The sequence below is a fragment of the Dechloromonas hankyongensis genome (assembly GCF_022012295.1).
In the GTDB taxonomy this organism is placed as follows: Bacteria; Pseudomonadota; Gammaproteobacteria; order Burkholderiales; family Rhodocyclaceae; genus Azonexus; species Azonexus hankyongensis.
Window position 1 is genome coordinate 1,373,756 of sequence record NZ_JAKLTN010000001.1, and the last position, 23,766, is coordinate 1,397,521.

The following is a 23,766-nucleotide window of genomic DNA, read 5'->3' on the forward strand; positions in this document are numbered from 1 at the left end:
CAGTTGACGTTAACGTAAGCTAGAATCAGGTCAGCCCGCCTCGGCGGGAATCACCATAACGATATGACCGACCGAGAGAACGCATGAAAAATCTGACCCCCGAACAGATGAAACGCCGCTGGCTGGCCCTTGGCATTGTCGCCCTGGCCTACGTGCTGTCCTTTTTCCAGCGCTTCGCCCCGGCCGGCATCGCCAACGACCTGGCCGCCGCCTTCCAGACTTCGGCGGCTTCGCTCGGCGTCCTGGCTGCGACCTATTTCTACGTCTATACCATCATGCAGGTGCCGACCGGCATGCTGGCCGACACCCTGGGGCCGCGCCGCATCCTGGTCCTGGGCGGCATCATCGGCGGCGTCGGCAGCTTCCTGTTCGGCTTCGCCCCGTCGCTCGACATCGCCCTGGTCGGCCGCACGCTGATCGGCCTCGGCGTGTCGGTGACCTTCATCGCCATGCTCAAGCTGATCGCCGTGTGGTTCGAGGAAAACCGCTTCGCCACCATGGTCGGCGTCTGCATGCTGATCGGAAACCTCGGCTCGGTGCTGGCCGGCGCGCCGCTCTCGGCCGTCGCCCAGGCCACCGGCTGGCGTGGCGTGTTCATCGGCGTCGGCGCGCTGTCGCTGATCCTCGCCGTGCTGTGCTGGCTTATCGTCCGCGACCGCCCGGAGCAGAGTGCAGCCCAGGGCGGGGCGCCGAAGTTCGACCGCACGGTGCTCGTCAACAGCCTGCTGTCGGTAGTGCGCAACCGCTCGACCTGGCCGGCCATCCTGGTCAATACCGGGACCTGCGGCGCCTTCTTCACCTTCGCCGGCCTGTGGACCGTGCCCTACCTGATGCAGGTGCACGAGATGACGCGCCCGGTCGCCGCCTCGCACCTGTCGCTGTGGTTCGGCGGTTTCGCCGTCGGCTGCCTGCTGCTCGGCACCTTGTCCGATCGGCTGGGCAAGCGCAAGCCGGTGATCATCGTCGCCAGCCACGTCTATGGCCTGGTCTGGCTGTGGCTACTGTCCGGCGTCCAGTTACCGGTCGAGCTGTCCTACGCCATGTTCGCGCTGCTCGGCGTCGCCACTTCCGGCTTCTCGCTGACCTGGGCCTGCGCCAAGGAGGTCAATCCGCCGATGCTGTCCGGGATGTCCACCAGCGTCACCAATATGGGCAGCTTCCTGGCCGCCGCCTTGTTCCAGCCGCTGGTCGGCTGGGTCATGGACCTCGGCTGGAAGGGCGAGATGGTCGCCGGCGCGCGGGTGTACGACCTCGCCGCCTGGCGCGGCGGGCTGGGCGTCGCGGTATTCCTGGCACTGTGCGGCGCGGCCTGCAGTTGGTGGATCGTCGAGACGCGCTGCCGGAATATCTGGAAGCCGGCCTGATATCAGTCATTAACGCGTTGGCCGGGTAATCTGGGGCTCTCCTGAAGGTCGTATCCGCTGCTCTCGGTTCCCGCCTGTGCGGGAACGACATTTTCCGGTAAATCGCCGTTTCGCCGGCAAGCAATGCAGTCAATGCCGTCGGCGGCTTGCTCTGTCTTTGTGAATTAGAGTATTCTAATATTCATGAGGATATATATTTTGCGTGCTGCGCTGATCGGTCTTGGGCTGTTTGCGGCAAGTGTGCAAGCAGAGCCGCTGACGGTGCTAACGGTCCGGCCGCATGCCGTCGAATTGGGCTTCCCGGTTGAGGCGGTAGTCGAAGCTGTCCAGCAGACCACCGTCGGCGCCCAGTTGCCGGGGCGGATCGTGGCGGTCAGCGCGGATGTGGGGCAGGCGGTGAAGAAGGGCGAGGTGCTGATGCGCCTTGATGCCCGCGAGGCGGCGGAAGCCGTGCGTGCCGCCGAGGCGCAGTACGCCAATGCCAAGGTTAATTTCGAACGGACCAAAAGCCTCGTCGCGCAGAAGTTCATGAGTGCTGCCGCACTCGACAAGGCGAAAGCGGATTTCGACGCGGCGTCGGCCAGCCGTGCCGCAGCCGGCGTCAGCCAGAGCCATGCCACCATCGTCGCCCCGATTGCCGGCATCGTCGCCCGTCGCCATGCCGAACTGGGAGACATGGCCATGCCGGGAACGCCCCTGTTCACGATCTTCCAGCCGGGCGGGCTGCGCGTTACGGCGAGCATTCCGCAGTATCGCCTGAACGAGATGCGTGGCGTGCGCACGGCCCGGGTCGAGTTCCCGGAACTCGGCAAGTGGGTCGAGGCGACGGCCGTGCAACTGCTGCCGACGGCCGATGCGGCGACCCATGTTTCGCAAGTTCGGGTGGTCTTGCCGCCGATGCCGGAAGCCAGACCCGGCATGTTCGTCCGTGCGCATTTCGTCACCGGCCAGGGCGAGAAGCTGACGGTGCCGGCGACGGCAGTCTGGCGACGGGGCGAGGTGGCGACGGTGTATGTGCAGGGGGCTGACGGCCGTCTGAGCCTGCGCCAGTTGCGCCTGGGCGACGCCGTTGGGCAGGGCGAAATCGAAGTGCTGGCCGGGCTGGCCGCCGGCGACAAGGTGGTGACCGATCCGGTCAAGGCGGCGATTGCGCTGAAGGCCGCGCCGGCAGCGGGCAGGTAAGCGATGGTCAACGACAACGGTAAGCTCGGGATCGCCGGGCGCATTGCGGCCGCCTTCCAGGCCTCGCGGATGACCCCGCTGCTGGCGCTGGTCGCCCTGTTGATGGGGGTTTTCGCCACCCTGGTCACGCCGCGCGAGGAGGAGCCGCAGATCGACGTGACCATGGCCGATGTGCTGATCGCCTTTCCCGGGGCCTCGGCCAAGGATGTCGAGAACCTCGTCGCCCGCCCCGGCGAGCAGGTGCTGGCGCGGATGCATGGCGTCGAGCACGTCTATTCGATGTCGCGCCCGGGTCTGGCGGTGATCACCGTGCAGTTCGATGTCGGCGTCAAATACAACGATGCGGTGCTGCGCCTCTACGATACGGTCCACTCACACCGCGACTGGCTGCCCCCCAACCTCGGCGTGCAGGAGCCGGTAATCAAGCCGCGTGGCATCGATGACGTCCCCATCGTTTCCCTGACCTTCTGGACGGCGGACCCGGGGCGTTCTGCCTACGACTTGCAGCAGGTGGCGCGCGCTGTCGAGATCGAGCTGAAACGGATCAAGGGGACGCGCGACATATCGACGCTGGGCGGCCCGGATCACGCCATCCGCGTGCTGATGGATGCCGAACGGATGAATGCCTACGGCGTCACGCCGCAGGATATCGCCGGTGCCCTGAAGGTGTCGAACGCGCTGCAATCGTCGGGCAGCCTGACCGCCGGCAACCGCGAGGTGCTGGTGCAGACCGGCACCTATCTGGAGTCTGTTGCCGATGTGAAGCATCTGGTCGTCGCCGTGCGGGGCGACGAAAAAGGGCGCAAGCCAATCTATCTGAGCGACGTTGCCACGGTCGACGACGGCCCCGACCAGCCCCGGCGTTATGCCTGGTTCGGCAGCAAGGATGGAGAATTCCCGGCAGTGACCATCCAGTTGTCCAAGCAGCCGGGCGTCAATGCCGCCGACGTGGCGACGGCGGCGATCAGCCGCATCGACAGCCTGCACAATACGGTGATTCCGGAAGGCGTCGAAGTTACCATCACCCGCAATTACGGCGCGACGGCCACCGAGAAGGCGCAGAAGCTGATCGGCAAGCTGGCCTTCGCCACGGCCTTCGTCGTCGCCCTGGTCTTTTTTGCACTCGGTCGGCGCGAGGCGTTGATCGTCGGCGTCGCCGTGACGCTGACCCTGGCCGCCACGCTGTTCGCTTCGTGGGCCTGGGGCTTCACGCTGAACCGGGTGTCGCTGTTCGCGCTGATCTTCTCGATCGGCATCCTGGTCGACGACGCCATCGTCGTCGTCGAGAATATCCATCGCTGGCAAGGGCTGCATCCGGACAAGACCCTGCTCGAGATCATTCCCGGTGCTGTCGACGAAGTCGGCGGACCGACCATCCTGGCGACATTGACCGTCATCGCCGCCTTGCTGCCGATGGCTTTCGTGACCGGCCTGATGGGGCCGTACATGAGCCCGATCCCGATCAATTCGGCCATGGGCATGGCCATTTCGCTGGCCGTCGCCTTCGTCGTCACACCCTGGCTGGCGGCTAGGCTGATGAAAGCGCACGGCGGCGGCCACGCGGAACATCAGCCCGCGAAGCTTGACGCGCGCCTCGACCGCACTTTCCGCCGTCTGCTCACCCCCTTCCTCGATCCTCTGTCCGGCGGCAAGGCGCGGCTCAAGCTGGCCATCGCCGTCGTGCTGCTGATTTTCGGCTCGGTGTCGCTGGCCTGGTTGCAGCTGGTCGTGCTGAAAATGCTGCCCTTCGACAACAAGAGCGAATTCCAGGTCGTCGTCGATCTGCCGGTCGGCACGCCGCTCGAGGAAACGGCACGCGTGCTGCACGAAATCGGCAGCGAACTTGCGAGCGAGCCGGATGTCGTCAATTACCAGGCCTATGCCGGCACCGCCAGCCCGATCAACTTCAACGGCCTGGTCCGCCAGTACTACCTGCGGGCGGCGCCGGAGAAGGGCGACATCCAGGTCAATCTGGCCGACAAGCACCACCGCTCGCGGCAGAGCCACGACATCGCCGTGTCGCTGCGCGAACGCATCGAAGCCATCGGCTGGAAGAATGGCGGCGTCGCCAAGGTTGTCGAAGTGCCGCCCGGGCCGCCGGTACTGTCGCCCATCGTCGCCGAAGTCTACGGGCCGGACTACGCGGGCCAGATCAGCGTCGGCAAGCGGGTGCGCGCCGCCTTCGCGCAGACTGCGGATATCGTCGCGGTCGACGACTACATCGATGCCGATTCCCGCAAGTTCGTGCTGCACGTACTGCAGAGCAAGGCGGCGCAGCTCGGGGTGGCGCAGAGCGACATCGTCGAGGTGGTCGGCATGGGGCTGGCCGGCATGGACGTGACGCCGGCGCGCAATACCGAATCCAAGTTCGAAATTCCGGTGCGCATCACGCTGCCGTCCGAAAAGCAGTCCTCGCTCGACACGCTGTTGAAACTCCGCGTCCGCTCCCGGGGGGACGCAACAGAGGGCCGGCTGCTCCCCATTTCCGAACTGGTCGAGGTGCGTGATGCGGCACGCGAGAAGACGATCTACCACAAGGACCTGCTGCCGGTGGTATACGTCATCGGTGACATGGGCGGCCAGCTCGATTCGCCGCTCTACGGCATGTTCGACATCCGGGCGAAGATCAACGGCATGGGGCTGGCCGAAGGTGGCAGCCTGGGCGAATGGTTCATCCGCCAGCCGGCTGATCCCTATGTCGGCTACAGCGTGAAGTGGGACGGCGAATGGAAGGTGACTTACGAAACCTTCCGCGACATGGGCATCGCCTACGCCGTCGGCCTGATCCTGATCTACCTGCTGGTCGTCGCCCATTTCGGCAGCTATCTGGTACCGCTGATCATCATGGCACCGATTCCGCTGACCATCATCGGCGTCATGCCCGGCCACGCGCTGTTCGGTTCGCAATTCACCGCCACGTCGATGATCGGCATGATCGCGCTGGCCGGCATCATCGTCCGCAACTCCATTCTGCTCGTCGATTTCATCAAGCAGCAGGTCGCCGCCGGCATCAACTTCCACGATGCGGTGATCCAGTCGGCCGCCGTGCGCGCCAAGCCGATCGCGCTGACCGCGCTGGCCGCCATGCTTGGCGCGCTGTTCATTGTCGACGACCCGATCTTCAACGGCCTGGCGCTGGCCCTGATCTTCGGCATCCTGGTGTCCACCCTGCTCACCCTGGTGGTCATCCCGGTCCTCTACTTCTCCGCTTTCCGAAAGGAACATCCATGACCATCGAACGCATCATCCGCATCATGGCCGGCTTCTTCGTGCTGTTGTCCCTGGCCCTCGGCTGGCACGGCAGCCCGCTTTTCGTCTCGGGGTGGTTCCTCGCCTTTACCGCTTTTGTCGGACTCAATCTGCTACAAAGCGGTTTCACCGGCTTCTGTCCGCCGGAAAAGCTGCTGATCAAGATGGGCGTCAAGCGCAGCGGCGACGGCGGCTGTTGCCGATAGCCCACAGCCGGCAATCCGCTCCCGGACCAAGATTTGATACGACGTCGTAAGCGTTTGTTGTGTATGCGTATTGCCCTCTGGGGCGGCCCGCTCACAATTAGGCTGAAAGTTATAGTTGCCTCGGCTACACTGCCGATCATCTTCCTGTTTTGGTAGTGCAACTTTGACTCAGCTTCCGGCCGTTGCCGGCCGCAAATTCGTCCTGTTCGCCCTGGCGGCGCTGGTGCTAGTGTGGTGCGTGATCGGCCACGACCTGTGGCTGCTCGGTCGTTCGGCCAAGTCCGCGCTCCAGCCGCTCGGCGACTGGGGGGTACGGGCCGATCTGCCGCCCAAATTGCTCGTCGTGGTGCTCGGCCTGCTTCTCACCGCCCTGGTCTGGCGGGCTGGCCGCCAATTGCAACGGGCCGAGCACGAGGGAGCAGCGCGCCTTGCCTTGCAGCGGCTGGTCGTCGATCACGCCTCGGAAGCCATGATGGTGACCGACAACGCGCAGCGCATCCTGTCCATCAACGCCGCTTTCACGACCATTACCGGCTACCGGCCCGAGGACGTCATCGGCAAGACGCCGACCCGGCTCAGCGCCGACCATCTTGGTCTGTCCATGCACCGCAGCATCTGGGATTTCGTCGCGCAGAACGGCTGCTGGGAAGGCGAAATCTGGGACCGGCGCAAGGACGGAACCATCTATCCCAAGCAGATGCGCATCGCGGCCATTTGCCAGGATGGCGCCAATGTCTCGCATTACGTCGCCGTTTTCTGCGACATCAGCGAAAGCAAGGCCCAGGCGCAGCGGCTGGAATATCTGGCCCGCCACGACCCGCTGACCAACCTGCCCAACCGGCTGGCCCTCGATGCCCACCTGCACGCGGCGATCGAGGCGGCGGTGCCCGGCATGGATCGCATGGCGCTGATGATCATCGACCTCGACAATTTCAAGACCGTCAACGATTCACTGGGACATCCGGCCGGCGACCGTCTGCTCGGCGAGCTGGCCCGCCGCATGAGCGGCCAGATGGGCCACCACCAGCGGCTGTTCCGCCTGGGCGGCGACGAATTCGTCATTTTCATCGACCGTCTGCGCAGCGAAGAAACGGTCATCGAACTGTCCGGCCGGCTAAGCCGGGTCATCGGCGAGCCGAGCGACATCGACGGCCACGCCCTGCACATGACGCCGTCGATCGGCATCAGCCTCTACCCCGAGGACGGCCGCGATGCGCAGACGCTGATCCGCAATGCCGACACCGCGATGTACTACGCCAAGGCCAACGGCCGGGCCAATTACAAATTCTTCACCGAGCCGATGAAGGCCGCCGCGACCCGCCGTCTGCATCTGGAGAGCGAACTGTGGCGGGCGCTGGCCGACAACCAGCTGGTCCTGCATTACCAGCCGCAGATCGACCTGCTTAGTGGCAAGGTGGTCGGCGTCGAAGCCCTGGTCCGCTGGCGCCATCCGACGCGCGGCCTGATCGGCCCGGCCGAATTCATCCCGGTCGCCGAAGAGTGCGGCCTGATCCTGCCGCTCGGCCATTGGGTGCTGCTCACCGCCTGTCGTCAGGCCAGGTCCTGGATCGACCAGGGCATCGACATGGGCGAGATGGCAGTCAATATCTCGGCCCACCAGTTCCGCCAGCCGGAGTTCGCCCAGTCGGTGCGCGCCATCCTGGCCGAGACCGGCCTGGATGCCGGGCGTCTGGAACTGGAAATCACCGAGAGCACCATCATGCACGGGGTGGACGCGGCCATAACGACGATGGCCGAACTGCGCGGCATGGGTGTGCGGCTGGCCATCGACGATTTCGGTACCGGCTATTCGTCGCTCGCCTACCTGCGCCGTTTCCCGCTCGATCGCCTGAAAATCGACCGCTCGTTCCTGGCCGATATCGATAGCGATCCGGATGCCGCGTCGCTGCTCACCTCCATCGTCCTGCTCGGCCGCTCGCTCGGCCTGCAGCTGGTCGCCGAAGGCGTGGAAAACCTTGCCCAGGCCGAATTCCTGCGCAGCCTGGAATGCGAGCGGGTGCAGGGCTTCCATTTCTACCAGCCGGCGTCGGCCGAGGAAGTGGTCGGCTTCGGCGGTTTCGGGCTGTTGGCGGCGTTGCCGGCCTGATCCCGCTTGGACCGCAGCGAGTGGTCGCCTAAAATCGAGGCTTCTCGACACGGAGCTCAGCATGAAAATCGGATTCATCGGCCTTGGCATCATGGGGCGCCCCATGGCGCTCAATCTCATCAAGGGCGGCCACGAGGTCACCGTCTGGGCGCGCCGCGCCGAATCCATGCAGCCGCTGCTTGCCGCTGGCGCCCGCGCCGCGGTCAGCCCGGCCGACGCGGCAAAGGGCAACGAACTGGTGATTTCCATGGTCGCTGACGCGCCGGATGTTGCCGAAGTGATGCGCGGCGTCGCCAGCGCCGCGGAGCCGGGCCTGGTCGCCGTTGACATGAGCACCATCGCACCGGGCGCGGCGCGCAAGATCGGTGAGGAACTGGCCGCGGCCGGCATCGATTTCGTCGATGCGCCGGTGTCGGGCGGCGAAGTCGGTGCCATCGCCGGCACATTGTCGATCATGGCCGGCGGCAGCGAAGCGGCTTTTGCCAAGGCTCAGCCGGCTTTCGCCTGCATGGGCAAGAACATCATCCACGTCGGCCAGTCCGGCGCCGGCCAGGTGGCCAAGGCGGCCAATCAGATCATGACCGGCATGGGCGTGCTGGCGGTGGCCGAGGCCCTGGCCTTCGCCTCCAAGAACGGCGTCGACGGCGGCAAGGTGCGCGAGGCCCTGCTCGGCGGCTTCGCCTATTCGCGCATCCTCGAGAACCACGGCCAGCGCATGCTGGATCGCAATTTCAAACCCGGTTTCAAGAGCTGGATGCATGAAAAGGATTTGAACATCGTCATGCAGACGGCGCATGAACTGGGCCTCTGCCTGCCCGGTTCGGCGGCGACGGCGCAGATGTTCAACGCCATGGTCGGCAGCGGCTACGGCGAGGAAGACTCCATCGCCGTGCTCAAATTGTTGGAAAAATTGTCGGGACAGGAATGAAAGTAGGTTTCATCGGCCTGGGCGTCATGGGGCGCCCGATGGCCTTGCACCTGCAGCGGGCAGGGCATGAATTGTTCGTCTGGGCGCGCCGCCCGGAAAGTGCTGCCGGCCTGCCGGCAACGCCGTGCGCCACGCCGGCCGAACTGGGACGGTGTTGCGAGGTGGTGTTCACCGTCATTACGTCGAGCGCCGATGTCGAAGGCGTGGCGCTCGGCAAGGATGGCCTGATCGACGGCATGGCGCCGGGTTCGGTGCTGATCGACTGCTCGACCATTGCCCCGGACGTCGCTCGCCGCATTGCGGCCCGGCTGGCCGAGAAAGGCATCCACATGCTCGACGCGCCGGTTTCCGGCGGTGGGCAGGGCGCCATCGACGCCACGTTGGCCATTATGCCGGCGGCGATGCCGACGTGCTGGAACGGGTGCGACCGTTGCTCGAATGTCTCGGCAAGCGCATCGTCCATGTCGGGCCGAACGGGGCGGGGCAGGTCGCCAAGGCCTGCAACCAGATGATCATGGTTGCCGCTATCCAGGCCTCGGCCGAGGCGATGCGGCTGGCCGCCGCCTCAGGCGTCGATTGCGGCAAGGTGCGCCAGGCACTGGCCGGCGGCTCGGCGGCCTCCCGCGTTCTAGACGTGATGGGCGATCGCATGGTGCGCCGCGATTTTTCCGCCGGCATCGAGGCGCGGCTGCATCACAAGGATTTCGGCCTGGTGCTCGCCGCGGCGCGGCAAAGCGGCGTTCCGGTCCCATTGACAGCGGTCGTCGGGCAGCAGTTGAATGCACTGATGGCGCAAGGTTGGGGACGTGACGATACGGCCTCACTGTTGCGCGTACTCGAAGCGACATGAGCCAGATTGCACAACTGTCCGAAGCCGAGATCGAGGACCGCTTCCAAATCAGCGGGGCGCGGCCGGTCGGCTTCATGCTCAGCGGCTTTGCCCGCGACGGCGATCGCTTTTCCGTGCACTTCGGCAACGAGCTGTTCCTGACCACCCTGCTCTCCGCCCATCACGACAAGGGCCTGGTCTTCGACTGCAGCGGCAGCAATGAACTCAACCAGCGCTTCCTGGCCAGCGAGCGCAATGTCTTCGTCGGCCGGCCGCACGGCATCCATGTCCAGTTCGCCACCGGCCGCGCCCGAGAGATTCTCTTCAGCGGCAGCAAAGCCTTCGCGGTGGCCTTGCCGAAAACCCTGGTCCGCCTGCAACGCCGCGACACCTTCCGGATCGAGACGCCGCGTGGCCGGCCGCTGTCCTTCCTGGGCCGGCTGGCCGGCGGCGCGCTGCTGACCCAGCCTGGACACGATATCTCGGTGGCCGGCGTCGGCCTGAGCGCGGGAATGCTGCCGGACGGCCTAGTGCCCGGCACGGTGCTGGAAAACTGTCGCTTCGCCCTGCCCGAGGACGAGCACGACCTTCGCTTCTCCGCCACCCTGCGCCACGTCACCGAACTGGAAGGGCGTTCCGGCCAGCGTCAGTGGCGCCTCGGGCTGCAGTTCAACGACCTGCCGCCAGCCGATCAGAACCGCATCCAGCGCTACATCGCCCGGGTCGAGCGCGAACGGAACGAACTGCTTTAGAAGGCGCTCACCGCAAGCGATGGGCCGCGCCTGTTTCTTGCCCTGCGGGTTTGCGGGGGCGGGCAGCGCCGTGTCCTAGGGCGGGGATCTCGCCTGCCGCTCAGGCGCATTCGTCGCAGCGGTGGATCTCGACGGTGGCATGCACGATTTCCTCATGTACGCCGAGCGCCTGGCGGATATCCAGCGGCGTCAGCGTGGCGTCGTGGGTGAGCAGGCTGAGGGCGCAGGCATAAGCGCCGTTGCCGACTCGCCAGACGTGCAGGTCAGTCAGTTGCGTGCCGCTGTCGGCGGGCAAGGCGGCGATGACCTCGCGGATTTCGTCGACCACAGGGTGATCCATTTCGCGGTCGAGCAGCACCCGGCCGCTCTGCACGATCAGGTTCTTCGCCCATAGCGCGACCAGCACGGCGCCGACCAGGCCGGTCGCCGGGTCGAGCCAGGCCCAGCCGCACAGCCAGCCACCGGCCAGCGCGGCGATGGCGAGCACCGAGGTCAACGCGTCGGTGACGACGTGGATATAGGCGGCCTTCAGGTTGAGATCGTGATGGTGGTCATGGTGGTGGCTGTGATGGCCGTGATCGTGGCCGTGTCCATGCTCATGGCCGTGCGCGTGCGCGCCGCCGAGGATCAGCGCGCAGACCAGGTTGATGACTAGGCCGACGACGGCGACGCCCATCGCTTCCGGGTAATGGATGGGTTGCGGCGACCACAGCCGTTCGAGCGAGCCGAAAACCATGGCAGCGGCCACGGCGAGCAGGAAGAGCGCGCTGCTGTAGCTGGCCAGGACTTCGATCTTCCACGTGCCGAAGGCGAAGCTGGGGTCGTCGGCGTACTTGCGGGCGGCGCCATAGGCGAAGGCCGACAGGCCGATGGCCAGGGCGTGCGAACTCATGTGCCAGCCGTCGGCGAGCACCGCCATGGAATTGAACCACCAGCCGGCGACGATCTCGACCAGCATGGTGGCGATGGTGATCCACATCACCAGGCGCGTGCTGCGTTCGGCAGCCGCGTTGCCGGTACCGTACTGGTGCCGGTGGGCCCAGCGCGACAGGTCGTGCGGGCGGCTCATTGCTGGCCGTAGCCGGCGAACTTGACGAGGACATCGGCCATCTCGCCAGCCGAGAGCAGGACCGGTTCGCCCAACTGGCAGGCACGCCAGTATTGTTCGCACAACTCCTCGAGTTCGATGGCCAGCGCCAGGGCTTCGGTGAGGTCGCGGCCGGCGACGAGCAGGCCGTGGTTGGCGAGCAGGCAGCCTTGGCGGCCGGCCATGGCGGTCATGGCCGATGCCGACAGTTCGGGCGAGCCGAAAATGGCGTAGTCGGCGCAGCGTATCGTGTCGCCGCCGAAGCGGGCGATCATGTAGTGGAAGGGCGGAATGTCGCGGCGCAGGCAGGCCAGGCTGACGGCGAAGGGCGAATGGGCGTGCAGCACGGCGCCGACTTCCGGCCGGGCGGCGTAGAGGTCGCGGTGGAAACGCCATTCCGACGACGGCTTGCGCGCGCCCTGGTGCGAACCGTCGAGGGCCATCAGCGGAATGTCGTCGGCGACCAGTTGGGCGTAGGGCATGCCGGTCGGCGTGATGTAGAAGCTGTCGCCATGGCGCACGCTGACGTTGCCCGAGGTGCCCTTGTTCAGCCCGGCCGGCTGCATGGCCTGGGCGGCGGCGATCAGGTCAAGTCGCGGGTCAGTCACCGGCTTCTTCCGGGTAGAGGGCGAGCAGCCCTTCGCGGCTGGCCGGGCAGACGCCGCGTTCGGTGATGATGGCCTTGACCAGCCAGTTCGGCGTCACGTCGAAAGCCGGGTTGGCGACATCCTCGCCGGCCGGCAGCTGGCGCAGGGCGGATGGCTGGGCGTGCTGGTCGAGGCCATGCACCAGGCGAAATTCGTCGCCGTCGCGTTCCTCGATCGGGATGTCGGCGCCCTCGCGGCAGGCGAAATCGAGGGTCGAGCGCGGTGCGGCGACGTAGAAGGGAATGCCGTTGTCGGCGCAGGCCAGCGCCTTCAGGTAGGTGCCGACCTTGTTGGCGACGTCGCCGTTGGCGGCGATGCGGTCGGCGCCGACGATCACCGCATCGACCTTGCCCGAGCGCATGAGCAGCCCGGCGGCGTTGTCGGCGATCAGGGTGTGCGGCACGCCATGCTGTTCCAGCTCCCAGGCGGTGAGCAGGCCCTGGTTGCGCGGCCGGGTTTCGGAGACCCAGACGTGCACCGGCACCCCGGCGTCGTGCGCGGCGTAGACCGGCGACAGGGCGGTGCCCCAATCGACGGTGGCCAGCCAGCCGGCGTTGCAGTGGGTCATGATGTTCAGCGTCTGGCCGTCGGCGACGATCAGATCGTTCCACAGTTTCAGTCCGTGCTGGCCGATGGCGGCATTCTGCGCCACGTCTTCCTCAGCGATGGCGGCGGCTTCGATCCAGGCGGCGGCGCAACGTGCCTCGGCCGGCAACGGACGCAGATGCTTTTCCATGCGGGCCAGCGCCCAGTGCAGGTTGACCGCCGTCGGGCGGGTGGCGCCGAGCACGGCGACCGCTTCGTCGAGGCGCCGGTCGGAGGCCTCGAAATCGAGCGCGATGGCCAGGCCGTAGGCAGCGGTGGCGCCGATCAGCGGGGCGCCGCGCACCTGCATGGCGCGGATGGCGTGCGCCGCTTCCTCCAGCGTGGCGACGCGGACCCAGTGCAGCGCATGCGGCAGCCGGGTCTGGTCGATGATGTCGATGACGCGCCGCTCGGGGTGGGCGCGCAGCGTGCGAGTGGGGATGCCGTCGATGTTCATGGGGCGCATTTTGGCACAGGGGGCGCGCTCCGGGCGCGGTAGCGGCAAACCGATGCAACTGCGACGGAAAAAAGCGGTCAAGCTATGAACAAAAACCGTAGTTGGTTGATCAACTGTTCGGTTTTATCTGAGCGAAGCTCCGTTTTGCCTCGCTGGAACGGAAGGCGAGCCGATGATAAAAGCTAATCGGTTAAACAGAAAGGCATTATGGATCACAATATCTCACTGATCACGACTCTCGCCGCCGGCTTCGGGATGGCGCTGATTCTGGGTTTCATCGCCGAGCGCATCAAGCTGCCAGCACTGGTCGGCTATCTGGTCGCCGGCATCCTGATCGGACCGGCAACGCCCGGCTTCGTCGCCGATCTGAACATCGCCGCGCAGTTGTCCGAAATCGGTGTGATGTTGCTGATGTTCGGCGTCGGGCTGCATTTCTCGCTCGGCGACCTGCTCGCCGTCAAACGCATCGCCGTGCCCGGCGCCGTCGTCCAGATGGGCTGTGCGACCCTGCTCGGCCTGGGCGTGGCGACGGCCTGGGGCTGGGACTGGGGACACGGTCTGCTGTTCGGCCTGTCGCTGTCCTGCGCCAGCACCGTCGTCCTGCTCAAGGCGCTGGAAGCGCGCGGCGTGCTCGACAGCATGAACGGGCGCATCGCGGTCGGCTGGCTGGTGGTCGAGGATCTGGCCACCGTTCTCGTCCTCGTCCTGCTGCCGCCGTTGGCCGGCATGCTGGGCGGCACGGCGGCGGGCGGGGCGGCCGGCGGTTCGCTCGCCATCACCATCGCCAAGACCCTGCTCGAAGTCGGTGCCTTCATCGGCCTGATGATGATCGTCGGCCGCAAGGTCATTCCGTGGCTGCTCTGGCAGGTGGCCGGCACCGGCTCACGCGAACTGTTCACGCTGTCGGTGGTGGCGGCGGCCATCGGCATCGCCTACGGCGCGGCCCAGCTGTTCAGCGTTTCCTTCGCCCTCGGCGCCTTCTTTGCCGGCATGGTGATGCGCGAGTCGGAATACAGCCACCGTGCGGCCGAGGAATCGCTGCCCTTGCGCGACGCCTTCTCGGTGCTCTTCTTCGTTTCGGTCGGCATGCTCTTCCAGCCCAGCATCCTGGTCGAGCAGCCGCTGCGCGTGCTCAGCGTCGTCGCCATCATCATGCTCGGCAAGACACTGGCCGCGCTGGCCATCGTCCTCGTCTTCCGCTACCCGTTGAACACGGCGCTGACCGTTGCCGCCAGCCTGGCCCAGATCGGTGAGTTCTCCTTCATCCTGGCCGGCCTCGGCCAGGCGCTCGGCCTGGTGTCGGCGGAGGGAATGAGCCTGATCCTGGCCGGGGCACTGTTCTCGATTGCCCTCAACCCCGTGATGTTCTCGGCCATCGACCCGTTGCGTCGGTGGATCCTGCGCCGCTCGGCGCTGGCCCGCGAACTGGAGCAGCGCGGCGACCCCTACGCTGAATTGCCGATGACGACGGAGCGCAAATACCTCGAGCGCCAGGTCGTGCTGGTCGGCTATGGCCGCGTCGGCCAGCGCATCGCCGAGGATCTGCGCCGGCTGGACATCCCCTTTGTCGTCGCCGAGCAGAACCGGGAGCTGGTCGAAAGCCTGCGCCAGAAGGGCATCCCCGCCGTGTCGGGCGATGCCGCCGAGCCAGCGGTGCTGATCCAGGCGCACATCGCCGACGCGGCGATGCTGGTGGTGGCGACGCCGGACGCGATCGACGTGCGGAAGATGGCCGAGGTGGCGCGCACGCTGAACCCGGACATCGACATCGTGCTGCGCACCCACGGCGAGGCCGAGTCGGCCCTGCTGCGCAAGGAAGGGCTGGGCACGGTCTTTTTCGGCGAAGAGGAGCTGGCCAAGGGCATGGCCGGCCATGTGTCGCGGCGGATAGCGGAGCTGGCCGGCAAGGCCTGAACCGTCGTCGCCTGAAGCGAAAGGAGGCATCCGGATGGCAGCATTGAACAACATCGTCGCGGCGACCGACCTGTCGGCGCCGGCACGTCATGCCGCCGAGCGGGCGGCCCTGGTCGCCACCGGGGTCAATGCCCGGCTGGCCCTGGTCCACGTCACCGGCCGCGCCCCGCTCGAACAGTTGCGGCAATTGCTGGCGGCCGGCGAGGGCGGGATCGAACAGGCCCTGCTCGACGGCCTGCGCGGCACGCTGCAGGTGCTGGGTGAGGCCATTCACCGGCGTTACGGCGTCGCACCGGCGGTCGCCGTGACCGACGGCGACCTGCTGCCCAGCCTGCTCGCCCACGCCGATGCGCTGTCGGCCGACCTGCTGGTGCTCGGCGCGCGGGGCAGCAGTTTCCTGCGCCACATCCTGCTCGGCTCGACGGCCGAACGCCTGCTCGGCGCCGCGCGCTGCCCGGTGCTGGTGGTCAAGCAACCACCGCACGAGCCCTACCGCCACCTGCTGGTGCCTGTCGATTTTTCGCCCATCGCGCTGCGCTCGCTGCAGTTGGCGGCGATGCTGGCACCGACGGCCAAGCTGACTGTGATGCACGCCTTCGACGTGCCCTTCGAGGGGCAGCTGCGCTATGCCGGCGTCGATGACGCCAAGATCGGCCATTACCGCGCCCTCGCCGCCGAGCGGGCGCGGGCCGGGCTGGATCGCCTGGTCGCCGCCAGCGGCCTGGCGCCGGAGCGGATTCGCCAACTCGTCGTGCCCGGCGACGTGTCGCAGCGAATTCTGGAGCAGGAACAGGAATCGGACTGCGACCTGATCGTGGTCGGCAAGCACGGCGAGGGGATGTTCGAGGAACTGCTGCTCGGTAGCACGACCAAGCACCTGCTGGCTGAATCGCAGTGCGACGTCCTCGTCTGCCGGTGAACAGCTGTGGCATAGTGGCCGCTTGATCATCGTCCGTCGCCCGCCATGGAAACCGCCGTCCGCATCGACTCCCGCTTCCCGGACATGGGAACGACCATCTTCACCGTGATGAGCCGGCTGGCCGCCGAGTGCGGCGCCGTCAACCTGTCGCAGGGCTTCCCCGATTTCCAGGCCGAGCCGGCGCTGTTCGACGCCATGCACCGCCACATGCTGGCCGGCCGCAACCAGTACCCGCCGATGGCCGGCCTGCCGGAACTGCGCCAGGCCATCGCCGACAAGGTGGCGGCGCTGTACGGCACGCGCTTCGATGTCGAATCCGAGGTCACCGTCACGGCCGGGGCGACGCAGGCCATTTTCACCGCCGTTGCCGCCTTCGTCCGGCCGGGTGACGAAGTCATCGTCTTCGAACCGGTGTACGACAGCTATGTGCCGGCCATCGAGACGGTCGGCGGCAAGGCGGTGCATGCCCAGCTGCAATTCCCCGACTACGCGCCGGACTGGGCGCAGGTGGCGTCGCTGATCACGCCGAAAACGCGGATGATCATCGTCAATTCGCCGCACAACCCGACCGGCAGCCTGCTCACGGCGGCCGATGTGGACCGCCTGGCCGAACTGGTGCGCGGCACCGACATCGTGATCCTGTCCGACGAGGTGTACGAGCACATCCTGTTCGACGGCGAGCGGCATGTCAGTCTGTGCGGCCATCCCGAGCTGGCGGCGCGCACCATCGTCGTCTCCAGCTTCGGCAAGACCTACCACATCACCGGCTGGAAGATCGGCTACGTGGTCGGCCCGGCGGCGCTGATGGCGGAATTCCGCAAGGTGCACCAGTTCAACGTGTTCACCGTGCATGCCCCGTCGCAGCTGGCGATCGCCGAGTACATGCAGGATGCGTCGCGCCATCTCGGGTTGGCGGCGTTCTATCAGGAAAAGCGGGATTTCTTCCGGCAACTGATGGCGGCGACGCCCTTCGAACTGTTGCCCTGTCGCGGCACCTACTTCCAGCTGGCGCGCTACGACCGCATCTCCGACCTGCCAGACCGCGCCTTCGCGGAATGGCTGACCCGGGAGGTCGGCGTCGCCGTCATTCCGGTCTCCGCCTTCTATGCCGACGGGCGGGATGACAACGTGGTGCGCTTCTGTTTCGCCAAGCGCGAGGAGACGCTGCGGGCAGCCGTCGAGCGGCTTGGCAAGGCCTTCCCGGCTAAATCGCAGTTATGAAAATTGCTTGACCGGCTGCTTGGCCGGAGAGAATAATCAAAGCGTCAATCACGCCACGGAGGGAACAGCATGGGAATGATTCAGGAGTTCAAGGAATTTGCCGTCAAGGGCAATGCAATGGACCTGGCGGTCGGCGTCATCATCGGCGGCGCCTTCGGCAAGATTGTCGATTCCATCGTCGGCGACCTGATCATGCCGATTGTCAGCCGCGTCGTCGGCAAGCTGGATTTCTCCAACCTGTTCGTCGTTCTTGGCGACAATCCGAACAACCTGGCTACGCTGGCCGACCTGAAGAAAGCCGGGATTGCCGTTTTCGCCTATGGTTCCTTCCTGACCATCCTGGTCAATTTCATCATCCTGGCCTTCATCATTTTCATGATGGTCAAGCAGATGAACCGCCTGCGCAAGGAAGAGCCGGCGCCAGCGCCGGAAGCCCCGGCCACCCCGGAAGACATCGTGCTGCTGCGCGAAATCCGCGATTCGCTGAAAAAGTAGCCGACGCACTTCCGCCTAAGAAAAAAGCCGCTGTTCAGCGGCTTTTTCAATTCCAGCGGACCAAATGGCCGGCGACTGTTGCTCAGGCGCAAGCCGCGGCGAAGGCGGCGCGGATCGCCGGCTGGTCGAGCCGACGGCCGATCATGACAATGCGGCCCGCCCGCTCTTCCGCCTCGCCCCACGGCCGGCCGTAGTCGAAGCCGGCAATGCGATGGACGCCCTGGAATATCAGGCGTTCGGCGCGCTGCTGCACGGCGAGGACGCCCTTGTAGCGCAGCAGGTCGTTGCCGTAGCGCTCCAGCAGGTCTTCGACGAAGGCGCCGATCTTTTCCAGATCGACGGCGCCGGGGTGGCTGAGGACCAGCGACGAGACGTCGTCGTTCCACGAATGCCCGTCGGTCTGCGGAGCAGCCTGGCCACTGCGCGCCAGGCCGTTCGGGTGATGGCCGGCGAGAAAGCCCGGATCGACTTCGAGCACTTCGTCGAGGTGGAAGGCGTTGAGTTGCAGCAGCGCCCGGACCTCTGTCGCAGCGGTCGGCGACGGGGCTATCGGCGCCCGGGCGTTGATTTGCCGCAGGCGGGCGATGAGGGCGTCGATCTGCGCGGCGTCCGCCAGATCGGTCTTGGTCAGTAGCAGGCGGTCGGCGAAACCGATCTGGGCAGCGGCCACCCGCTGCTCGTCGAGCTGCCGTTCGGCATGCACGCAGTCGACCAGGGTGACGATGCCGTCCAGCACGTAGCGGTCGCGCACGCCTTCGTCGACGAAAAAGGCCTGGGCGACCGGAGCGGGGTCGGCGACGCCGGTGGTTTCCAGCAGCAGGCGGTCGAAATGCAGTTCGCCGGCGGCGCGGCGCTCGGCCAGATCGGCCAGGGCACGGCTCATTTCGCCGCGTACGCTGCAGCAGACGCAGCCGTTGGCCAGTTCGACGACGGTAATGTCCGGGCGCCCGGTGGCGTCTGCGATCAGGCCGCTGTCGATGCCCACGGCGCCGAATTCGTTTTCGACGACGGCGATGCGTGTCTCGCCGCTGGCGGCCAGCAGGCGGTTGAGCAGGGTGGTCTTGCCGGCGCCCAGGAAGCCGGTGAGGATGGTGACCGGGATCAGGGTCAGGTCAGGGTTCATGGTCATCTCGTGAGGTTGCCCCGGGCGGCGGTCTGCCGTCCGGGGCGGATGCGGTGCGCCGCCCGTTCAGCAGCAGCGGCCGGGGCGCCCGTCGGCGCCACCGTAGCGGGCCTCCTGGCGCTCGCGGAAGAACTCCTCGTAGCTCATGACCGGCTGCTCCGGGTGGGTCAGCCGCATGTGCTGCACGTAGGCGTCGTAGTCGGGGACGCCCACCATCAGTCGGGCGGCCTGGCCGAGATACTTGCCGACGCGGGCGAGGTCCGAAAACATCGGTCTGCCGCCTTAAGCCGACGCCCCTTCGGGCATCGGTTCGAACGGCGTCTCGGCGTCGCTGCGCTCACCCTTGCCGAGCGCCCTGATACAGGCCGGCACGGCGAAGCACAGGATGCTGACCACCAGGAACAGGAACATCATGGCCATGCCGGCATCGATGTAGTTGTTGAGGACGATCTGCTGCATCTGCTCGACGCTCTTCGCCGGGGCCAGCAGCTTGCCGTCGGCCAGCGCCGTCTGGTACTTGTTGGCGGCGGCCAGGAAGCCGATCTTCGGGTTCTCGTGGAAGACCTTCTGCCAGCCGGCGGTCAGCGTGCAGGCCAGGAGCCAGACGGTGGGCACGATGGTGACCCAGGCGTAGCGCTGGCGCTTCATCTTGAACAGCACGACGGTGCCCAGCATCAGCGCGACGCCGGCCAGCATCTGGTTGGCGATGCCGAATAGCGGCCACAGGGTGTTGATGCCGCCCAGCGGGTCGACCACGCCCTGGTACAGGAAATAGCCCCAGGCGGCGACGCACAGGCCGGTGGCGATCAGGCTGGCGACCAGCGAGTTGGTGCGCTTCAGCGACGGCACGAAGGTGCCGAGCAGGTCCTGCAGCATGAAGCGCCCGGCGCGGGTGCCGGCATCAACGGCGGTGAGGATGAACAGGGCTTCGAAGAGGATGGCGAAGTGGTACCAGAAGGCCATCATCGTCTTGCCGCCGATGACGCTGGACAGGATGTGGGCCATGCCGACGGCCAGGGTCGGAGCGCCGCCGGCGCGCGAGATGATGCTGTTTTCACCGACGTCCTGCGCGGTTTGCAGCAGCATTTCCGGGGTCACCACGAAGCCCCACTGGGAAATGACCTGGGCGGCGTCCTGGGCGGTCTTGCCGATGACGGCGGCCGGGCTGTTCATGGCGAAATAAACGCCCGGATCGATCACCGAGGCGGCGACCAGGGCCATGATGGCGACGAAGGACTCCATCAGCATGCCGCCGTAGCCGATGATGCGGGCATTCTTCTCGTTGTCGAGCAGCTTCGGCGTGGTGCCGGAGGAAATCAGCGCATGGAAGCCGGACACGGCGCCGCAGGCGATGGTGATGAAAAGGAATGGGAACAGGCTACCTGCCCACACCGGGCCGCTGCCATCGACGAACTTGGTCAGCGCCGGCATTTGCAGGTTGGGCGCGACGACGGCGATACCGACGGCCAGGCCGAGGATGGTGCCGATCTTCAGGAAGGTGGACAGGTAGTCGCGCGGCGCCAGCAGCAGCCATACCGGCAGCACCGAAGCGATGAAGCCGTAGCCGATCAGCATCCAGGTCAGCTGCTTGCCGTCGAAGGTGAACAGCGGGCCCCAGGTCGGGCTGGCGGCGACGTCGCCGCCGTAGATGATCGAGGCCATGAGCAGAACGAAGCCGATGACCGACATTTCGCCGATGCGGCCCGGACGGATGTAGCGGCTGTAGATGCCCATCAGGATGGCGATGGGGATGGTGGCGGCGACGGTGAAGGTGCCCCACGGCGAGTCGGCCAGGGCCTTGACCACGATCAGGGCGAGCACGGCAAGAATGATGACCATGATCATGAAGGTGCCGAACAGCGCGATGACGCCGGGGATGGCGCCCAGTTCCGATTTGACCAGGTCGCCCAGCGAGCGCCCGTCGCGGCGCGTCGAGATGAAGAGGACCATGAAGTCCTGCACCGCGCCGGCGAATACGACGCCGGCCAGGATCCACAGCATGCCGGGCAGGTAGCCCATCTGGGCGGCGAGGACCGGGCCGACCAGCGGGCCGGCACCGGCGATGGCGGCGAAATGGTGGCCGAACAGCACGTACTTGTTGGTCGGCACGTAGTCGAGGCCGTCGTTGTGGCGCACGGCCGGCGTCATGCGCGTCGGGTCGAGCTGCATGACCCGGTCGGCGATGAACAGGCTGTAGTAACGGTAGGCGATCAGGTAGGTACAGACGGCGGCGATGATCAACCACAGGGCGTTGATGCTTTCACCGCGCTGCAGGGCGACGATGCCGAGGGCAGAGGCCCCGAGAACGGCAACGGCCGCCCAGCCGAGTTGGCGCTGGATGGTTTTCATGTGTCTCCTCACTTTTGTGATGGTATGGAATCTACTAAGTCCGCCCCGGCGCGCCAGCCGCTACACTAGCTGTCGGCCCAGGTTGGCTCTCGGGCAAATGTATAAGGACTGGCGAATGGAAGAAATCCGAGTTACTACGCAGCACGACTACGCGCTAGCACGTAGTCCGGAAGCGCCGGAACGCCGCCTGCGCCGCAAGATCCTTCTGCTGGCGGTCGTTCCGCTGGTCGTCGCCTGCCTCGCCATCGCGCTGTCCATCCTGCGCCAAGGGAAAACCCTGGCTCGCGAGGAAGCCGCCGCCGTCGGGCCGGTGCTCAATGCCATGAAGGAGGCCGAACTCCGCCATTACATCGAGCTGGCGCGGGCGGCGATCGCTCCAATCTACGACGGCGGGCGTAACGACGAGGCGGCCAAGGACGCGGTGAAGGCCGTGCTGGCCCGCCTCGAATTCGGCGAGGACGGCTACTTCTTCGTCTACGACATGCAGGGCAACAACCTGATGCATCCGCGCCAGCCCGAACTGGTCGGCCGCAACCTGTGGGAATTGCGCGACGCCAGCGGGGTGCCCACCATCCAGCGTCTGCTGGCCAAGGCCAGGGAAGGGGGCGGCTACGTGCCCTATCTGTGGGAGCGGCCGTCGACCCATCGCACCGAACAGAAACTGGGCTACGTGCTGGCGCTTGAGCGCTGGGGCTGGATGCTGGGCACCGGCATCTATCTCGACGACGTCGCGCAAACGCTGGAGCGCATGCAGCAGGAATCGGCGCGGCAGATCGACGCCAATCTGACCATCGTCGCCGGCATCGCGCTGGTCGCCGCGCTGTTGGTCGCCGCGGGCGGTCTGGCGCTCAACATCAGCGAGCATCGCCTGGCCGAAAACGAGCTGCGCCAACTGGCCGGCAAGGTCGTCTCGTCGCAGGAAGAGGAGCGCGCCCGGCTGGCGCGCGAACTGCACGACGGCGTGACGCAGATGCTGGTCTCGGTGAAGTTCTTCATCGAATCCGCCTTCAACCACCTGACGGCCGGCAGCGAACGGGTCGCCGCCGCCGCGCCGCTGCTCGAGCGCGGCGTCGGCCGGCTCAACGAGACCCTGGGCGAGGTGCGGCGCATCTCGCACGCCCTGCGCCCGGCCATCCTCGACGACCTCGGCCTGCTCGCCGCCCTCGATCACCTCGGCCGCGAATTCTCGGGCCGCACCGGCCTGGCGGTGTCTGTCGTGCACCGCGGGAGCGGCGGCGAGTGGTCGCCGGCCGTCGCCACCACGTTGTTCCGCATCACCCAGGAGGCGTTGTGCAATGTCGAGTGCCACGCCGGCGCCGCCTCGGTGCGCATCGTCACCGAGCAGAATGCCCACGAACTGAGCCTGAGCCTGATCGATGATGGACACGGTTTCGCCACCGATACGCCTGGCGCCAGCGACGGCATCGGCCTGCACAACATGCGCGAACGGGCCGTCGCGCTGCGCGGCGCGCTGACCATCGCCTCCGGCCCGCAGGGGACGGAAATACGGGTGGCCGTCCCGCTCTTCGCCCCGCCTCACGGCACCAAGGAAAACCATGACGACCCAGCCTGAAACCATCCGCGTCGCGATCGTCGACGATCATCCCTTCGTCCGCGACGGGGTGCGCATCTGTATCGAATCGCTGCCCGGGCTGAGCGTCATCGGCGAAGCCGGCGACGCCCAGGCCGGTGAACAACTGATCCGCGATCAAAGACCGGATCTGGCGCTGATCGACATTGGCTTGCGCGGCGAAAGTGGCCTCGACCTGATCGGCCGCCTCGCCGGCGGCGACCTGCCCACTCGACTGGTGGTGCTGACCATGTATGACAGCCCGGAGTACGTCGCCAAGGCGATGGCCGCCGGGGCGCGCGCCTACGTGCTCAAGGACGCGCCGGCCACCGAGCTGTTCGCCGCCATCGAGGCGGTACTCGCCGGCGGCAGCTACTACTCGTCCGGCGTGCTGCCGCTCGCTTCACCAGCCGCCGCCCCGGCGCTGCTTACCCACCGCGAGAAGGAAGTACTCGCCATCCTCGCCGAAGGGGCCAACAACAAGCAGATCGCCGCCCAGCTCGGGATGAGCGTGCGTACGGTCGAAACCCATCGTCTGAACATCAAGCGCAAGGTCGGCATCGAAGGGACCAGCGCCCTGCTCAAGTACGCCTTCAGCCGGGCCTGGGAGCAGGCCTAGCCGCCGAGGCCAGCGCGTGCCGGTGCACACCGCAGACCTGTAAAAAACGGCGGGAAGCCCGCGCCGCCGCCGAAAAGCGGCTTTTTCATGGCGCCGCAGCCGCGGCCTTTTTGTTTCCAATTGTTAAGACGGACAACCACATGCCGCTTCGCGCGTTCTAATC

19 protein-coding genes and 1 pseudogene are annotated in these 23,766 nt (G+C 66.4%); 14 read left to right on the top strand and 6 right to left on the bottom strand.

Translation table 11 applies throughout. The features are described 5' to 3' along the window. The first annotated feature begins 83 nt into the window (after nucleotides 1-83). The 8 genes and pseudogenes from LZ012_RS06565 to LZ012_RS06600 all read left to right on the top strand — a co-directional run bounded on the left by LZ012_RS06565 (nucleotide 84) and on the right by LZ012_RS06600 (nucleotide 10,617). Nucleotides 84-1,364, top strand: coding sequence for an MFS transporter (locus LZ012_RS06565; protein WP_275708836.1), 1,281 nt, complete (start codon nucleotides 84-86; stop codon nucleotides 1,362-1,364). Between the two features lie 183 nt (nucleotides 1,365-1,547). Beyond that, a complete protein-coding gene (locus LZ012_RS06570) occupies nucleotides 1,548-2,546 on the top strand; it encodes an efflux RND transporter periplasmic adaptor subunit (RefSeq protein WP_275708838.1) in 999 nt (332 codons plus the stop codon). Between the two features lie 3 nt (nucleotides 2,547-2,549). Then, entirely contained in the window at nucleotides 2,550-5,777 is a 3,228-nt protein-coding gene (locus LZ012_RS06575) for an efflux RND transporter permease subunit (RefSeq protein ID WP_275708840.1), read from the top strand. Further along, a complete protein-coding gene (locus LZ012_RS06580) occupies nucleotides 5,774-6,001 on the top strand; it encodes a YgaP family membrane protein (protein ID WP_275708842.1) in 228 nt (75 codons plus the stop codon). Before LZ012_RS06575 ends, LZ012_RS06580 begins: the two co-directional genes overlap by 4 nt. Nucleotides 6,002-6,164: 163 nt before the next feature. Further along, nucleotides 6,165-8,108: a putative bifunctional diguanylate cyclase/phosphodiesterase gene (locus LZ012_RS06585; RefSeq protein ID WP_275708844.1), complete on the top strand. Its 1,944-nt coding sequence runs from the start codon at nucleotides 6,165-6,167 to the stop codon at nucleotides 8,106-8,108. Between the two features lie 61 nt (nucleotides 8,109-8,169). Next, nucleotides 8,170-9,036, top strand: a complete 867-nt coding sequence (locus tag LZ012_RS06590; protein WP_275708846.1) for an NAD(P)-dependent oxidoreductase — start codon at nucleotides 8,170-8,172, stop codon at nucleotides 9,034-9,036. Continuing rightward, nucleotides 9,018-9,886: pseudogene (locus LZ012_RS06595) on the top strand (NAD(P)-dependent oxidoreductase). The gene LZ012_RS06590 and the pseudogene LZ012_RS06595 overlap by 19 nt, the downstream one beginning before the upstream one ends. Further along, on the top strand, nucleotides 9,883-10,617 hold the full coding sequence (locus LZ012_RS06600; RefSeq protein WP_275708848.1) for a flagellar brake protein: 735 nt from the start codon (nucleotides 9,883-9,885) through the stop codon (nucleotides 10,615-10,617). The pseudogene LZ012_RS06595 and the gene LZ012_RS06600 overlap by 4 nt, the downstream one beginning before the upstream one ends. 100 nt (nucleotides 10,618-10,717) lie before the next feature. On the opposite strand, the gene dmeF is transcribed toward LZ012_RS06600, so the two are convergent. Genes dmeF through mtnA form a run of 3 tightly spaced genes read right to left on the bottom strand, consistent with a single transcriptional unit; the run spans nucleotide 10,718 to nucleotide 13,393 of the window. After that, the gene (gene dmeF / locus LZ012_RS06605) at nucleotides 10,718-11,686 is read right to left on the bottom strand and encodes a CDF family Co(II)/Ni(II) efflux transporter DmeF (RefSeq protein WP_275708850.1); all 969 of its coding nucleotides are present in this window, start codon (nucleotides 11,684-11,686) and stop codon (nucleotides 10,718-10,720) included. Then, nucleotides 11,683-12,312 carry a class II aldolase/adducin family protein gene (locus LZ012_RS06610; protein ID WP_275708852.1) on the bottom strand — a complete coding sequence of 210 codons (630 nt, stop codon included), beginning with the start codon at nucleotides 12,310-12,312 and terminating at the stop codon, nucleotides 11,683-11,685. The genes dmeF and LZ012_RS06610 overlap by 4 nt, the downstream gene beginning before the upstream one ends. After that, a complete protein-coding gene (gene mtnA, locus LZ012_RS06615) occupies nucleotides 12,305-13,393 on the bottom strand; it encodes an S-methyl-5-thioribose-1-phosphate isomerase (protein WP_275708854.1) in 1,089 nt (362 codons plus the stop codon). The genes LZ012_RS06610 and mtnA overlap by 8 nt, the downstream gene beginning before the upstream one ends. A gap of 207 nt (nucleotides 13,394-13,600) precedes the next feature. Between mtnA and LZ012_RS06620 the strand changes: the two genes are divergently transcribed. The 4 genes from LZ012_RS06620 (at nucleotide 13,601) to mscL (ending at nucleotide 17,942) form a co-directional block, all read left to right on the top strand. Next, a complete protein-coding gene (locus tag LZ012_RS06620) occupies nucleotides 13,601-15,307 on the top strand; it encodes a cation:proton antiporter domain-containing protein (protein WP_275708856.1) in 1,707 nt (568 codons plus the stop codon). Between the two features lie 34 nt (nucleotides 15,308-15,341). After that, nucleotides 15,342-16,226: a universal stress protein gene (locus LZ012_RS06625; protein ID WP_275708858.1), complete on the top strand. Its 885-nt coding sequence runs from the start codon at nucleotides 15,342-15,344 to the stop codon at nucleotides 16,224-16,226. A 45-nt stretch (nucleotides 16,227-16,271) separates the two neighbouring features. Further along, nucleotides 16,272-17,447, top strand: a complete 1,176-nt coding sequence (locus LZ012_RS06630; protein WP_275708861.1) for a pyridoxal phosphate-dependent aminotransferase — start codon at nucleotides 16,272-16,274, stop codon at nucleotides 17,445-17,447. A gap of 69 nt (nucleotides 17,448-17,516) precedes the next feature. Further along, nucleotides 17,517-17,942: a large conductance mechanosensitive channel protein MscL gene (mscL, locus tag LZ012_RS06635; protein WP_275708863.1), complete on the top strand. Its 426-nt coding sequence runs from the start codon at nucleotides 17,517-17,519 to the stop codon at nucleotides 17,940-17,942. An 82-nt stretch (nucleotides 17,943-18,024) separates the two neighbouring features. Here the strand turns inward: mscL and LZ012_RS06640 are convergent, their stop codons facing one another. The 3 genes from LZ012_RS06640 to LZ012_RS06650 all read right to left on the bottom strand — a co-directional run bounded on the left by LZ012_RS06640 (nucleotide 18,025) and on the right by LZ012_RS06650 (nucleotide 21,414). Continuing rightward, nucleotides 18,025-19,065: a CobW family GTP-binding protein gene (locus LZ012_RS06640; protein WP_275708866.1), complete on the bottom strand. Its 1,041-nt coding sequence runs from the start codon at nucleotides 19,063-19,065 to the stop codon at nucleotides 18,025-18,027. 66 nt (nucleotides 19,066-19,131) lie between these two features. Beyond that, nucleotides 19,132-19,335, bottom strand: coding sequence for a YbdD/YjiX family protein (locus tag LZ012_RS06645; RefSeq protein WP_275708868.1), 204 nt, complete (start codon nucleotides 19,333-19,335; stop codon nucleotides 19,132-19,134). 12 nt (nucleotides 19,336-19,347) lie between these two features. Continuing rightward, complete coding sequence (locus tag LZ012_RS06650) at nucleotides 19,348-21,414, bottom strand: carbon starvation CstA family protein (RefSeq protein WP_275708870.1); 2,067 nt, start codon at nucleotides 21,412-21,414, stop codon at nucleotides 19,348-19,350. Nucleotides 21,415-21,529: 115 nt separating this feature from the next. Between LZ012_RS06650 and LZ012_RS06655 the strand changes: the two genes are divergently transcribed. Beyond that, nucleotides 21,530-22,987, top strand: a complete 1,458-nt coding sequence (locus LZ012_RS06655; protein ID WP_275708873.1) for a cache domain-containing protein — start codon at nucleotides 21,530-21,532, stop codon at nucleotides 22,985-22,987. Beyond that, entirely contained in the window at nucleotides 22,971-23,603 is a 633-nt protein-coding gene (locus LZ012_RS06660; protein ID WP_275708875.1) for a response regulator, read from the top strand. The genes LZ012_RS06655 and LZ012_RS06660 overlap by 17 nt, the downstream gene beginning before the upstream one ends. Nucleotides 23,604-23,766: the final 163 nt, after the last annotated feature.